Origin of the sequence: Embleya scabrispora DSM 41855, from assembly GCF_000372745.1 — a bacterium.
In the GTDB taxonomy this organism is placed as follows: Bacteria; Actinomycetota; Actinomycetes; order Streptomycetales; family Streptomycetaceae; genus Embleya; species Embleya scabrispora.
Genome location: NZ_KB889675.1, coordinates 190479 through 203791, shown reverse-complemented (window position 1 = coordinate 203791; position 13313 = coordinate 190479). Strand labels below are relative to the sequence as shown.

Sequence of the window (13313 nt, the reverse complement as noted above, 5' to 3'; positions counted from 1 at the left end):
GGTCCCGGCCGTGTTCAGCCGCCCTCGCGCCACCGGTTGGTGATCGGCAGCCGCCGGTCCCGGCCGAACGCCTTGAGCGAGATCTTGGTGCCCGGCGGGTACTGCCGACGCTTGTACTCGGCGGTGTCCACCAGCTTGAGGATGCGGTCCACCATCGCCGGCTCGAAGCCCGCGGCCACGATCGCGTCGCGACCGATGTCCCGCTCGACGTAGTCGTCCAGGACGTCGTCGAGTATCTCGTACGGCGGCAGCGAGTCGGTGTCGACCTGGCCCGGGCGCAGCTCGGCGCTCGGCGGCTTGGTGATCGAGTTCTCCGGGATCGGCGCCACTTCGCCGCGCCGTTCGGCCTCCGCGTTGCGCCAGCGCGACAGGCGCCACACCGCCGTCTTGGGCACGTCCTTGATCGGCGCGAAACCACCCACCGCGTCGCCGTACAGCGTGGAGTATCCGCAGGCCAGCTCGCTTTTGTTGCCGGTGGCCAGGACCAGGTGACCCTCCTGGTTGGACAGGCCCATCAAGGTGGTGCCGCGCACCCGGGCCTGAAGGTTCTCCTCGGCCAGGCCGGTCAGCCCGAGCGCACCCAGGTAGGCGTCCACCATCGGCGCGATCGGCACCTGGCGATAGTCGAGCCCGATCCGCTCCGCGGTGTCGGCCGCGTCGTCCTTGGAGTGCTCGGAGGAGTAACTGCTCGGCATCGAGACGCCGTACACGTTGGCCCCGCCCACCGCGTCCGCCGCGATCGCCGCGACCAGGGCCGAGTCGATCCCGCCGGACAGGCCCAGCAGCACCGACTCGAACCCGTTCTTGGCCACGTAGTCGCGCAGCCCGAGGACCAGCGCGCCATAGATCTGCGCGTCGTCCGACAGGGCGGGCGCGATCGAGGGCCCGGCGGCGGGCGCGGGCACCGGCGCGGCGCGCTCGGTGACGATCACCTGCCGGATGGTCAGGCCGTCGGCCACCACGTCGCCCGCGCCGTACACGCTGTCGTCGACGGTGCGCTCTGGCAGGTCCAGGTCGGCGATCAGCAACTCCTCGCGAAACTGCGCCGCGCGCGAGAGCACCCGCCCCTCGGCGTCCACGATCAGCGAGTCGCCGTCGAAGACCAACTCGTCCTGGCCGCCGAAGGCGTTGACGTAGGCGAGCACGCAGTCGGCCTCGCGGGCGCGGCGGCGGACCAGTTCCAGGCGCGAATCGTCCTTGCTGACCTCGTACGGCGACGCGTTGATCGACAGCAGCAGGCCCACCCGCGCGGCGCGCGCGGCGGCCACCGGGCCACCCTCCTGCCACAGGTCCTCGCAGACCACGATCGCGATGTCGACCCCGCCGACCCGGGTGACCAGGAGCCGATCACCCGGGACGAAGTAGCGATACTCGTCGAAGACGCCGTAGTTGGGCAGGTGGTGCTTGGCCGAGTGGGCCACGATCCTGCCGCCGTGCAGTACCGCGACCGCGTTCTGCGGGGCGCCGGCCGGGCGGCCCAACCGCGGTGTGGACACGCCGCACCGGTCCAGATGGCCCACCACGACCGCGACCTCGCCGAGCCCCTCGGCGGCCAGCCGGGCCGCGAGCGCCTCCAGCGCGAGTCGGGACGCCTGTACGAAGGACGAGCGCAGGGCCAGGTCCTCGACGGGGTAACCGGTGAGTGCCATCTCCGGGAAGGCCACGAGCGACGCGCCGCGGTCGGCGGCCGCCCGGGTGCGGCCGAGGATCAGTTCGGCGTTGCCGTCGAGGTCGCCGACCGTGGGGTTGATCTGGCTGAGGGCGATGCGAATCCGGGTCACCCGATTCAATGTACCCGGCTCTTGACGTCAAAGTGACGAATAGTGTGCGAGTGTCGGCGCGGCGCCGCGCGGACCCGCTCGCGGGGGCGGTGGCGGCTGTCGGGCCGGCCGGAAAACCGCAGGCGAACGGCGGACGAAAGCCGTTTGTTCGAGCAGGCCCGGGGCTCGGCGGCAAAGCACTCGGGCGATACCCTGGGCACAGTTCACCACCGGGCCCCGACGGCTCGCCCGACGGGATCCCCGGAGGGTGCGATGCCGCGCGAAGAAGGTATCCCGCAGGTCGCCCATGGAGCGGTTCTCGGGGTACAGGACCACGGGAGTCACGCGAGCACGGCGGTACCCGTGCGCGAGCAGGAGTGCAACGCAAAGGGTACGTAATGTGCCGGAAACCCTGGAGCGGGATACTCGTGTGCCCCGCAGTGCCCCTGCCGATCGCTCACAGGCCGTCCGACCTGCAAGGATAGGGAATTATGGATAAGCAGCAGGAGTTCGTGCTCCGCACCCTGGAGGAGCGCGACATCCGGTTCGTGCGGCTGTGGTTCACCGACGTGCTCGGCTTCCTGAAGTCGGTCGCGGTGGCTCCGGCCGAACTGGAGCAGGCCTTCGCGGAAGGCATCGGGTTCGACGGCTCGGCGATCGAGGGATTCGCGCGCGTGCACGAATCCGACATGTTGGCGAAGCCCGATCCGGCCACGTTCCAGATCCTGCCGTGGCGGGCCGAGGCGCCCGGCACCGCGCGGATGTTCTGCGACATCCTGATGCCCGACGGCTCGCCGTCCTTCGCGGACCCGCGCTACGTGCTCAAGCGCACCCTGGAGCGGGCGTCGGAGAAGGGCTTCACCTTCTACACGCACCCCGAGATCGAGTTCTTCCTGTTCAAGGAGAAGCCGGTCGACGGGCGCCCGCCGACCCCGGTGGACCACAGCGGCTACTTCGACCACACCCCGCAGCCGGTCGGCCAGGACTTCCGCCGGCAGGCGATCACGATGCTCGAGAACATGGGCATCTCGGTCGAGTTCAGTCACCACGAGGGCGCGCCGGGTCAGCAGGAGATCGACCTGCGCTACGCGGACGCGCTGAGCACGGCGGACAACATCATGACCTTCCGCCTGGTGGTCAAGGAGGTCGCGCTGGAGCAGGGCGTGCACGCGTCCTTCATGCCCAAGCCGTTCTCCGAGCACCCGGGCTCGGGCATGCACACCCACCTGTCCCTGTTCGAGGGCGACCGCAACGCGTTCTACGAGGCCGGTGCCGAGTACCAGCTCTCCAAGGTCGGCCGCTCGTTCATCGCGGGCCTGCTCATGCACGCGGGCGAGATGGCCGCGATCACGAACCAGTGGGTCAACTCGTACAAGCGGCTGTGGGGCGCGTCGGCGCGCACCGCGGGCATGGGCGGCGAGGCCCCCTCGTACATCTGCTGGGGGCACAACAACCGCTCCGCGCTGGTACGGGTGCCGATGTACAAGCCCACCAAGGGGCAGTCCACCCGGATCGAGGTGCGCCAGATCGACTCGGCGTGCAACCCCTACCTGGCCTACGCCGTGCTGCTCGGCGCCGGGCTCAAGGGCGTCGAGGAGGGCTACGAACTGCCCGCCGGCGCCGAGGACGACGTGTGGGCGCTGACCGACGCCGAGCGCCGAGCGCTGGGCATCGCGCCGCTGCCGCAGAACCTGGCCGAGGCGATCGCGCTGATGGAGCGCAGCGAACTGCTGCCGGAGATCCTCGGCGAGCACGTCTTCGAGTTCTTCCTGCGCAACAAGCGGCACGAATGGGAGGAGTACCGGCAGCAGGTGACTCCCTTCGAGCTGAAGCGATACCTGCCGGTGCTCTGAGCGCACCCGCGGCCCGTGTCCGAGCACGACGCGAACGGCCCGACCCCGGTGCGGGGTCGGGCCGTTCGTCGTCGGTGCGGCGCTGCGGGGTCAGGTCATCGGCGGTCCGAGCAGTTCCAGGATGTAGCGGACATAGGCGTCCTTGTCCTCGCCCTGGGGCAGCAGTTGCGGGGCGCCCCGGCGGATCAACGCGATGCCGACCGTCATCGTCAGCGCGGTCAGCGCGTGGCGGTAGGCCGCGTCGGCGGGCAGGCCGAGTTCCTCGGTGAGGCGGGCGCCGAACTCCAGGCGGCGGCGGGTGACCTGTTCCAGGATCGGGCCCACCACCGGGTGCTGGGCGTGGATCAGCAGTGTGGTGGTGATGTCCGCGCCGCTGGGCGCGGTGAACGCGTACTCGGTGAGTCGGCGGCCGCGTTCGACCGGATCCTCGATGCGTTCGGCTGCGGCCATCAGCTCCTCGGACTCGGCCACCCAGCGCTCCAGGGCGGCCTGGATGAGTGAGTCGCGGTCCTTGAAGTGCCAGTAGAAGCTGCCCTTGGTGGTGCCGAGGCTTTCCGCGAGGGGTTCCACCGCGACCGCGCCCAGGCCGCCCTCTCGCATCGCCTCCAGGGCCGCCCGAGCCCAGTCCTCTCGGCTGAGGGTGCGGCGGCCGGGGCGAGCGGGCCGTTCCGGTTCGTCGTCTGATTGAACCCTCTCCGAGGGAACACCGTTGCGCATGGCACCTACGCTAACGTAGGGTGACGTTCCGTACGGTGGCGTATGGCAGCTCGTCGCTACGGAGGCCTCTTCGGGCCGTGGGACGGACGGCTCGCAGAGTGGAACTGACATCCGCCACCGGGCGAGGGCGCGCCGCATTCAAGTTCGCCGCGGTCGGGGGGCTCGGCGAGCCCCGTGCGGCGCGTCCACATTCCCAGTTCCGTTCTTGATCGATCAGCCGTTTCACCGGATACGCTCGGCCGGTGACCTCTGTGGATCAGCCTCGCGAACCGGCGGCCACCGACGGGCGGCTGGTCCGGCTCGGCTTCACGGACACCGCGGCCGCCGCGCGTAATCTGCGCGATCCGGCACTGCTCGGCGCCGGGGACGACTCGCTCTTCCTGGACGCGCTCGCCGCCACCGCCGACCCCGACCTCGCGCTGCTGGGCCTGGTCCGGCTCGCCGAGGCCGCCGCCGACCGCTCCGTCCTGTTGTCCACGCTCGCCTCGGCGAAGCCCTTCCGGGACCGGATACTGGGCGTCCTGGGTGTGAGCGCGGCACTGGGCGACCACCTCGCGCGCCACCCCGACGACTGGCGCACGCTGGTCACCTACGACGTCCAGGACGCCCGGCCCACGCCCGCCTACTTCCACGCCGTGCTCACCACCGCCACCGCCGGCCTGCGCGGCGACCCGGCGCTGGACGCGCTGCGGATCGGCTATCGGCGCTGCCTGATCTCGATCGCCGCGCGCGACGTGTGCGGCAGCGTCGACGAGCCGACCGTCGCCACCGAACTCGCCGACCTGGCCGGCGCCACCCTGGACGCCGCGCTCGACCTGGTCCGGCGCGAGCACCCGGTCGAGGCCGAACAGTGCCGGCTCGCGGTGATCGGCATGGGCAAGTGCGGCGGACGCGAACTCAACTACATCAGCGACGTGGACGTGGTCTTCGTCGCCGAGGCACCCCCCGGTGTGCCCGAGGGCGTCGCGGTCGCCGCGGCCAATCGGCTGGCCGGCGCGCTGATGCGGGCCTGCTCGGCGACCACCGTGGAGGGCTCGATCTGGGAGGTGGACGCCAACCTGCGCCCGGAGGGCCGCAACGGCCCGCTCACCCGCACGCTGGCCAGCCACCTGGCCTACTACGAACGCTGGGCCAAGACCTGGGAGTTCCAGGCCCTGCTCAAGGCCCGCCCGGTGGCCGGCGACTCGGCGCTGGGCCGCAGGTACCTGGACAGCGTGTCCCCGCTCGTGTGGACCGCCGCCCGCCGGGAGAACTTCGTCGCCGACGTGCAGGCGATGCGTCGCCGAGTGGTGGACAGCATCCCCGCGCGAGAGGTGGAGCGCGAGGTCAAGCTCGGCCCCGGCGGTCTGCGCGACATCGAGTTCGCGGTGCAACTCCTCCAGTTGGTGCACGGCAAGTCCGACCCGGCGCTGCGCAGCGGCTCCACCCTGGACGCGCTCGCCGCGCTGTCCGCGGCCGGCTACGTGGGGCGCGACGACGGCGCCGCGCTGGACGCCGCCTACCGCTTCCTGCGCACGTTGGAGCACCGGATCCAGCTCTTCCGGCTGCGCCGTACCCACCTGATGCCGACCGATCCGGGCGAACTGCGCCGGATCGGCCGCTCGATGGGCATGCGCTCGAATCCGGTGGGCGAGTTGGAGAGGGCCTGGAAGCAGCAGACGGTGGAGGTGCGCCGACTGCACGAGAAGTTGTTCTATCGGCCGCTCCTGGACGCGGTGGCCCGGCTCAAGGCGGGTGAGCAGCGGCTGACCCCGGAGGCCGCGCGGGCCCGTTTCGAGGCACTGGGGTACGCCGACCCGGCGGCCGCGCTGCGTCACCTGGAGGCGCTCGCGTCCGGGGTCAGCCGGCGTGCCTCCATCCAGCGCACGCTGTTGCCGGTGATGCTGAGCTGGTTCGCCGACTCGGCGGACCCCGACGCCGGCCTGCTCGCCTTTCGGCAGGTCTCCGACGCGCTCGGCAACACGCACTGGTATCTGCGGTTGCTGCGCGACTCGGGGGCGGGCTCGTCGGGAGCGGCGGCCGAGTACATGGCCAGGGTGCTCGCGTCCGGGCGGTTGGCCCCGGATCTGCTGTTGCGGGCGCCCGAGGCGGTGGCGCTGCTGGGCGACGTGGACGGGCTGCGGCCGCGCTCGCGGGCGGCGCTGGAGACCGAGATCCTGGCTGCGGTGGGGCGTGCGCCGGGACCGGAGAGCGCGGTGCAGGCGGCGCGCAGCGTGCGTCGCCGCGAGTTGTTCCGGATCGTCGCGGCCGACGTGCTGGGCCGGTTGGACGCGGACGCCACGGGCAAGGCGCTCACCGATGTCAACGCGGCGACGCTGACCGGTGCGCTCCAGGCCGCGATAGACGCGTGCGAGCGCACCCGGGGACCGATCCCGACCCGGCTCGCGATCATCGCGATGGGTCGATTCGGCGGCTACGAACAGGGCTACGGCAGCGACGCGGACGTGATGTTCGTGCACGAGCCGATCGAGGGAGCCGAGGAGGAGGCCGCGACCAAGGCCGCGCGGTGGGTGTGCAACGAGGTGCGCCGGCTGTTGCAGATCCCGTCCACGGATCCGCCGCTGTTGATCGACGCCGACCTGCGACCCGAGGGGCGGCAGGGCCCGCTGGTGCGCACGCTGGCGTCCTATCGGGCCTACTACGAGCGCTGGTCGAAGCTGTGGGAGAGCCAGGCGCTGTTGCGCGCCGACTTCACCTCCGGGGACGCCGACCTGGGTCGGCGGTTCCTGGCGATGGTCGATCCGCTGCGCCACCCGCGGGGCGGGATCAACGACACCCAGGTGCGGGAGATCCGCCGGATGAAGGCCCGGATCGAGTCCGAGCGGCTGCCCCGCGGCGCCGACCCGACCCTGCACACCAAGCTCGGGCGGGGCGGGCTGGCCGATGTGGAATGGGTGGTCCAGCTGTTGCAGTTGCGGCACGCGGACGCGGTGCCCGCGCTGCGGGTGACCGGCACCCGGCAGGGGCTCGCGGCGGCCCGGGACGCGGGACTGCTCGACGCGCACGACGCACGGGTCCTGGACGACGCGTGGGTCGAGGCCACCCGGGTGCGCAACGCGGTGATGATCGTGCGCGGCCGGTCCTCGGACAGCTTCCCGACCGATGTGCGCGAGCTGGGCGGGGTGGCCCGGCTGCTGGGGCACCCCTCCGACGAGACCGGCAGTCTGATCGAGGAGTACCGGCGGGTGACCCGGCTCGCCCGGGTCGTGGTGGAGCGGGTGTTCTACGGCGAGGACGAGACTTCGACCGGCTCGCGCTGAGGCCGCTCGCGCCGGGTGTCGTCGTCGTCATCGTCGTGCGGGCTCCGGCCGCCCGCACCCACCGGCACGCGGTCGGGCTCGGCGGAGCGATCCCCGGGCTCGGTCGCGGCGCGCGGGTCGTTCGGCGGGTACTGCGGGAAGCGGTACGCGGAGCGCCCGTTGAGCAGGCACTGCAGGCCGAACGCCGCGGCGAGGGTGATCCAGCCGCCGACCGCGTCGAGCACGAAGTGGTTGCCGGTCGCCACGATCACCAGCAGGGTGACGATCGGGTACAGCGCCCCGAGGACCTTGACCCACATCGGCCGCGCGAACATCACGATCGCCATCGCGCACCACGTCGACCAGCCGATGTGCATCGACGGCATCGCGGCGTACTGGTTGGAGACGTTCTTCATGTCTCCGGACGCCATCGAGCCCCACGTGTTGTGGACCAGGACGGTGTCGATGTAGCCCGCGTCCGGCAGCAGTCGCGGTGGGGCCAGGGCGAAGAAGAAGTAGCCGAACAGCGCCAGGCCGGTGGTCAGGAACAGCACCGTGCGCACGGCCCGGTAGCGGCCGGGATGTCTGTGGAAGAGCCACACCAGGACGCCGATGGTCACCACGAAGTGCAGTGTCGCGTAGTAGTAGTTCATCGACACGATCAACCAGGTGACGCCGTCGACGGTGTGGTTGACGCTGTGCTCGATGTCGATGTGCAGCGTCTTCTCGAGATCGAGCAGTTGCCTGGCACGGTCCACGGCGAGATGTTCCCGCTCGGGCACCGCGTTGCGGATGAGTGAGTACACCCAGTAGCTCAACGCGATCAACGCGAGTTCGACCACGAATCGCGGCCGACGCGGCGTGCTCAGATAGGCGCGCAATCGGGTCCTCGTGGGGATTGACTGCATGGTTGTCCGTCCGGCTTCGTCGGTCACCCGTCGCCCCGACGGCGGCATGGTCTCTCGGCTCGGATTGCCCCCCATGGGTCAAGTCTGCCAGAGCCCTTCCCTTCGCCGATCACCCTGTAGGGCCATCCGCGGGTGATCTTCTCCTTCTCCGGGGGGAGGAATCGGGACGTATCCAGGCGGGGTTTCGCGAGGTGACGGAGGCTCGGGGCGGGCGGGGGAGGAACGGCGCGACACCCGCTGGACGGCACCTCGGTCGACACGCGAACGAGTGCCGCCCTCTCGATTCGGTCGAGAAGGCGGCACGGTGCGTGGTGGGCGGGGTGCGGTCGGCGCTGTCGCCGACCCGGGTGGTTCGGCCGATCCCGCGGATGGCGACGCACTCGAAGGCAGGCCGGCGTCAGGTGGTCGGAAGCGAGTCGGAGGGCCGGTCGACGGGGGTCGTGGCCGTGCCCGATGCGGGTGCGGTGGTCGTGGGCTTGCGCAGGGTGACGGCAGAGATCAGGGCGCCGGCGGCGGCGATCGCGGCGGCGCCGAGGAAGGCGGCGGAGAAGCCGTCGGTGAGCGCGGCCGGGTCGCCGACCTCCCGGGCGCCGTGCGCCGCGGCGACGGCGGTCATCGCGGCCAGGCCCAGGGCCGAGCCGATCTGGTAGCTGGTGTTGACGATGCCGGAGGCGAGGCCGCCCTCCTCGGGACGGGCGCTGGAGATGGCGGTGCCCAGCGAGGGGATGAAGGCGAGGGCCATGCCGGTGGCGGCGAGCAGGGAGGCGGGCAGCACGTCGACCCAGTAGTTGCCGTCGGAGCGGACGAAGGACAACCACAACATGCCGCCGGCGAGCGCCGCGAGACCGGTGACCACGAGCGGGGCGGGGCCGAAGCGGGCGATCAGGCGCGGGGCGAGCACGATCATCATCACCATGATGGCGACGGTCATCGGCAGCAGTGCGGAGCCGGAGGCGAAGGCACCGAGGCCGAGGACCTGCTGGAGGTAGAGGTTGAGGAAGAACCACATCGGGATCCAGGCGCCGGCCATCAGCAACTGGGCGAGGTTGGCCCCGGCGAGGCCCGGCGTACGCAGGATGCGCAACGGCATCAGCGGCTCGGCCCGCCTGTCCTGGAGCAGCAGGAACAGTGCGGTGAGGGCGATGCCGGCGGCGATCACGAGGAGCGTCTCGGCCGAGGCCCAGCCGGTTTCGGGAGCCCGGACGACGGCGTAGACGACGGTGCCGAGGCCGGCCGTGACGGTGATCGCGCCGAGGACGTCGATGCCGCCGCGGCGGGCGGGGGCGTCGGGCATCAGCGCCGGGGTGGCGACGAGGGCGAGGATCGCGACCGGGATGTTGATGTAGAAGACCCACGGCCAGCTCGCGTATTCGGTGATCAGGCCGCCGAGGAAGACGCCGGCCGTGCCACCGGCGGGAGCCGCGGCGCCGTACAGCGCGAACGCCTTGGTGAGTTCCTTGGGGTTGCCGCCGAAGAGCATCATCAACAAGGTCAGGGCGGAGGGTGCGATCAGCGCGGCGCCGACGCCCTGGACGGCGCGGCCGGCGAGTTCGACCCAGACCTGGCCCGCGAGACCGGCGGCGAGTGAGCCCGCGCCCAGGACGGCCCAGCCGGCGGCGAACACGCGCTTGGCGCCGAAGAGGTCGGACAGCCGCCCGCCGAGCAGCAGCAGGCCGCCGAAGGCGACCACATAGGCGTTGAAGACCCAGGACAGGTTCTCCTGCGAGAAGCCGAGGTCGGTGCGCATCTCGGGCAGCGCCACGCCGATGATCGACGTGTCCATGATGACCATGAACTGGGCGAGCGCGATGAGCGCGAGCGCGGACCACCGGCGTGGGTCGGGGTTGGGTCGGGCCTGGGGTTGGGACATGGCGATCACTCCGTGGATACGCGTGGGGGGTATCGAGCGATCAGGAACATACCCTAGGGGGGTATCAGGCGCCAGGGTTTGAGGGAAAATACCTCACAGGGGTATCCGGCCTGCCGGGCTGCGGCAAAGAAACGGCCCTGCCCCTGCGGTCGAATGCGGGGGCAGGGCCGTTGGGGGTGGGGCGAGTGTGGTCGGTCAGCCGCCGACCTGGTGCAATCCGAACGGCACGCCCTGGTCGTCGGAGCACAGGGCGAACCGTCCGAAACCCGGTTCCTCCGGGCGGGCATCCTCCGCCGTACCGCCCAACTCGCGGACGAGCCCGACGGACGCCTCGATGTCGTCCACCGCGAAGAACATCGTGATGGACTTCGACGGGTCCCGACCGTGCAGCCCGCCCCTGCCGGTCGGCGTCCCGATCGAGACCTGGCCCGGCTCCCCGGTCGGCGGGAACTGCCAATCGAACAGCCGGCCGAAGAAGGTTTGCGCCCGGACCGGGTCCGGGACGCCGATCTCGAAAAAGGTCGGCTCGCCGTGCATGACAACTCCCGCGTGTCGATGGATGATTCCTCGACGGTAGGCGGCCGACATGTCACGGTCTTGGATATTTGGGCCGGCGGCCGCTGCCGAGCCGCTCGGCCCTGATACGGGGTGGGGCGCCGTCACCCCTCGTGGTTCTTCGGCGAGTCCCGTCGAGGCGCCGTCAGCCGGCGGCGGCCATGGCCGCTCCCGAGGCATCGTTGTCCAGGCCGTCGAGGAACGCGGTCGGCGTACAGCCGGCGTACTCCTTGAACTCTCGATTGAGGTGGGCCTGGTCGTAATACCCGCAGCGCAGCGCCACCTCGGCGAGGGACCCCACGTTGGGACAGCGGAGCAGGCCCACGGCGTGCTCGAACCGCACCAGGTTGGCCATCGCCTTCGGCGGCAACCCGATCTCGGCCCGAAATCGCTGCGCCAACCGTTTGCGACTCCACCCGGTCTGCTCGTGCAATACGCCGATCCCGAGATCGCCGCGACGGTCCGTCACCTGCCGCCACGACCCGGCCAACACCGGATCGGCCGCACGCCCCCGCTCGGCCCGCGCGCCCAGGATCGCCTCGATGCGCTCGAACCGCTCCGCCCACCCCGAATCCCCACGCAGCAGCTCGACCAGCTCGCCCGCATCCGGCCAGAACTCGGCCACATCCACCACCGACTCGGCCAACTCGCTCGCCGGTACGCCGAAACAGACCCCCGCCGCCAACGGCGAAAGCCGCACCTCCAACACGCGCTGAGCGCCCCCGTGCGCCGCCTCGACACCTTCCCGCCCGACCCCCACCAACGCCGCCGCGGCCGCCGCCCCACCCCGCCCGCCCCGAACCAACGACAGCGGCTCCCCGAGACTGATCAACAACACCAAGCCCGACGCCGGCAACTCCCGCCGCACGACGGGCCCACCCGCGGACTCGCAGAACCCCCGGTAGCCGACCACCAGGCCGCCGAGCCCGAGGTCGGGTCGCCCGATGGCAGCCTCCCAGCGCCCACCCGCGCCGCCCCCGCACCGAATCCCATCGAAGCTCGCCACGCCCCCAGTCTCCCCGCGCCGCGGCCACCGAGCCCACCCACCGGGCGCCTCCGGCTGCAACCGCCGGCGAGGAGCGCACGAAGAAGGCCGTCGACCGCGCTCTGGAAGCAGCGGTCGACGGCCTTGTTCTTCGGGGGAGTGCCCTCGGTGGGCCTGGTGTGCCCTGCTCGTGCCCTGCCTTCGACGGAGGACGCCTTCCTGTAGTGAGAGTCGAGTTGTCCCCGATCACGGCCGCCGTACCGCCGTCTCCCGGGCCCTGTGGTGTCCGACGCTTGGACGCCACCCCGCATCCGGGCGGTGCGGGCGGGTTCAACCTGATCGGCTTTCCCGGTCTGCCCCCTGGGGTCGTCCAGGTGGAGAACTTGCTGGGATCGTCGTACGTGGAGGAGGCGGACGGGGTGAGGATCTTCGCCGACGCCTTCGAACGGATCGTCGCGGCGGCTCTGTCGACCGATGATTCGCTGGCATTGATCGCCCGGATGGAAGAAGGAAGACGCACGTGAACGATCGCAAGACGGACCTGTACGCGCACGATTTGACGGCCGCGACGTGGCACAAGTCGTCGGCCAGTGCCGGGGAGGGCGAGTGCTTCGAGGTCACCGACCTGCCCGGAGGGGGCAAGGCGGTGCGCGACTCGAAGAACCCCGGCCGGGGTGACCTGCGTTTCACCGCCGCCGAATGGGCGGCGACTCGCGCCGGTTTCCTCGCCGGGGAGTTGTAGGCGCGGCGGCCCCGATCCGCCGGATCGGGCCCTCGTGGGTATGTGGCGGTGGCCGGCCTCAAGCGGACTGGGGCCAGCCGCCGTCGACCTTCTGTGCACGACCTCTCGGCCATCCTCGTCGCGGCCATGGACGACGGCGTCATCGCCAAGAACCCGTGCGGCGCCGGTTCCGTCCGCCTACCCAAGAACACCAAGCCCCCGATCGAGCCGTGGTTCTCACAGCGCGTCCTCGAAGTCGTCGCGGCACTTCCCGTCGCCTACGCTGCACGGCCATCATCGGGGCCGGTTATGGGCTTCGACAGGTGAGATCTTCGGCCCGGCCGAGAAGGACATCAACCAAACTCGCGCTTCAACCCGAACATCCGGAAGCCCGCCCTCGCCAAGTCCGGCGTCATCGGGACGCCGGACGAGGGCGAGCTGTACGCGGAGTCCCGCAGCGAGGGGATGCACGCGCTCCGGCACCACTACGCCGGCCTCGTGCTCGACGCGCGTGAGAACATCCGGGCGCTCGCCGAGTACCTCGGGCATGCCGACCCCGGCTTCACCCTCCGGATCCACACCCACCTCATGCCTGCCGGCGAGGAGCGCACGAAGAAGGCCGTCGACCGCGCTCTTGAAGCAGCGGTCGACGGCCTTGTTCTTCGGGGGAGTGCCCTCGTTGTGCCTTCTCAGGCCGCTTAAGGG

General features: G+C 71.1%; 11 protein-coding genes. 5 read left to right on the top strand and 6 right to left on the bottom strand.

Annotated elements, in window-relative coordinates; genetic code table 11:
- Nucleotides 1–14 precede the first annotated feature (14 nt).
- Nucleotides 15–1781 carry an NAD+ synthase gene (locus A3IC_RS0126255; protein ID WP_020553045.1) on the bottom strand — a complete coding sequence of 589 codons (1767 nt, stop codon included), beginning with the start codon at nucleotides 1779–1781 and terminating at the stop codon, nucleotides 15–17.
- Nucleotides 1782–2251: 470 nt separating this feature from the next.
- Here A3IC_RS0126255 and A3IC_RS0126250 point away from each other — a divergent pair, with 470 nt between their 5' ends.
- The gene (locus A3IC_RS0126250; protein WP_020553044.1) at nucleotides 2252–3613 is read left to right on the top strand and encodes a glutamine synthetase family protein; all 1362 of its coding nucleotides are present in this window, start codon (nucleotides 2252–2254) and stop codon (nucleotides 3611–3613) included.
- Between the two features lie 90 nt (nucleotides 3614–3703).
- Here A3IC_RS0126250 and A3IC_RS0126245 read toward each other — a convergent pair whose 3' ends face one another.
- On the bottom strand, nucleotides 3704–4330 hold the full coding sequence (locus tag A3IC_RS0126245; protein WP_026218758.1) for a TetR/AcrR family transcriptional regulator: 627 nt from the start codon (nucleotides 4328–4330) through the stop codon (nucleotides 3704–3706).
- A 242-nt stretch (nucleotides 4331–4572) separates the two neighbouring features.
- Here A3IC_RS0126245 and A3IC_RS0126240 point away from each other — a divergent pair, with 242 nt between their 5' ends.
- Nucleotides 4573–7590: a bifunctional [glutamine synthetase] adenylyltransferase/[glutamine synthetase]-adenylyl-L-tyrosine phosphorylase gene (locus tag A3IC_RS0126240; protein ID WP_020553042.1), complete on the top strand. Its 3018-nt coding sequence runs from the start codon at nucleotides 4573–4575 to the stop codon at nucleotides 7588–7590.
- On the opposite strand, the gene A3IC_RS56670 is transcribed toward A3IC_RS0126240, so the two are convergent.
- The 4 genes from A3IC_RS56670 to A3IC_RS56665 form a co-directional block, all read right to left on the bottom strand.
- Nucleotides 7554–8477 carry a phosphatase PAP2 family protein gene (locus A3IC_RS56670; RefSeq protein WP_245599498.1) on the bottom strand — a complete coding sequence of 308 codons (924 nt, stop codon included), beginning with the start codon at nucleotides 8475–8477 and terminating at the stop codon, nucleotides 7554–7556. The genes A3IC_RS0126240 and A3IC_RS56670 overlap by 37 nt on opposite strands.
- 397 nt (nucleotides 8478–8874) lie before the next feature.
- Nucleotides 8875–10347: an MFS transporter gene (locus tag A3IC_RS0126230; RefSeq protein ID WP_040877215.1), complete on the bottom strand. Its 1473-nt coding sequence runs from the start codon at nucleotides 10345–10347 to the stop codon at nucleotides 8875–8877.
- Between the two features lie 195 nt (nucleotides 10348–10542).
- Nucleotides 10543–10884, bottom strand: a complete 342-nt coding sequence (locus A3IC_RS0126225; protein ID WP_020553039.1) for a VOC family protein — start codon at nucleotides 10882–10884, stop codon at nucleotides 10543–10545.
- Between the two features lie 163 nt (nucleotides 10885–11047).
- A complete protein-coding gene (locus A3IC_RS56665; protein WP_158696107.1) occupies nucleotides 11048–11908 on the bottom strand; it encodes a helix-turn-helix domain-containing protein in 861 nt (286 codons plus the stop codon).
- A 272-nt stretch (nucleotides 11909–12180) separates the two neighbouring features.
- On the opposite strand from A3IC_RS56665, the gene A3IC_RS0126215 reads away from it, so the two are divergent.
- From A3IC_RS0126215 to A3IC_RS62695, 3 genes are all read left to right on the top strand, one after another.
- Nucleotides 12181–12411 carry a Scr1 family TA system antitoxin-like transcriptional regulator gene (locus A3IC_RS0126215; RefSeq protein ID WP_020553037.1) on the top strand — a complete coding sequence of 77 codons (231 nt, stop codon included), beginning with the start codon at nucleotides 12181–12183 and terminating at the stop codon, nucleotides 12409–12411.
- Complete coding sequence (locus A3IC_RS0126210) at nucleotides 12408–12629, top strand: DUF397 domain-containing protein (protein WP_020553036.1); 222 nt, start codon at nucleotides 12408–12410, stop codon at nucleotides 12627–12629. Before A3IC_RS0126215 ends, A3IC_RS0126210 begins: the two co-directional genes overlap by 4 nt.
- 477 nt (nucleotides 12630–13106) lie before the next feature.
- Nucleotides 13107–13310 (top strand): integrase, encoded by a 204-nt coding sequence (locus A3IC_RS62695; RefSeq protein WP_158696106.1) that lies wholly within the window; start codon nucleotides 13107–13109, stop codon nucleotides 13308–13310.
- The last annotated feature ends 3 nt before the right edge of the window (nucleotides 13311–13313 follow it).

Excerpts from the sequence above, each read along its gene's own strand:
- A3IC_RS0126250 (WP_020553044.1), top strand. The coding sequence starts at position 2,252 with ATGGATAAGCAGCAGGAGTTCGTGCTCCGCACCCTGGAGGAGCGCGAC.
- A3IC_RS0126245 (WP_026218758.1), bottom strand. The coding sequence starts at position 4,330 with ATGCGCAACGGTGTTCCCTCGGAGAGGGTTCAATCAGACGACGAACCG.
- A3IC_RS56670 (WP_245599498.1), bottom strand. The coding sequence starts at position 8,477 with ATGCAGTCAATCCCCACGAGGACCCGATTGCGCGCCTATCTGAGCACG.
- A3IC_RS0126230 (WP_040877215.1), bottom strand. The coding sequence starts at position 10,347 with ATGTCCCAACCCCAGGCCCGACCCAACCCCGACCCACGCCGGTGGTCC.
- A3IC_RS0126225 (WP_020553039.1), bottom strand. The coding sequence starts at position 10,884 with ATGCACGGCGAGCCGACCTTTTTCGAGATCGGCGTCCCGGACCCGGTC.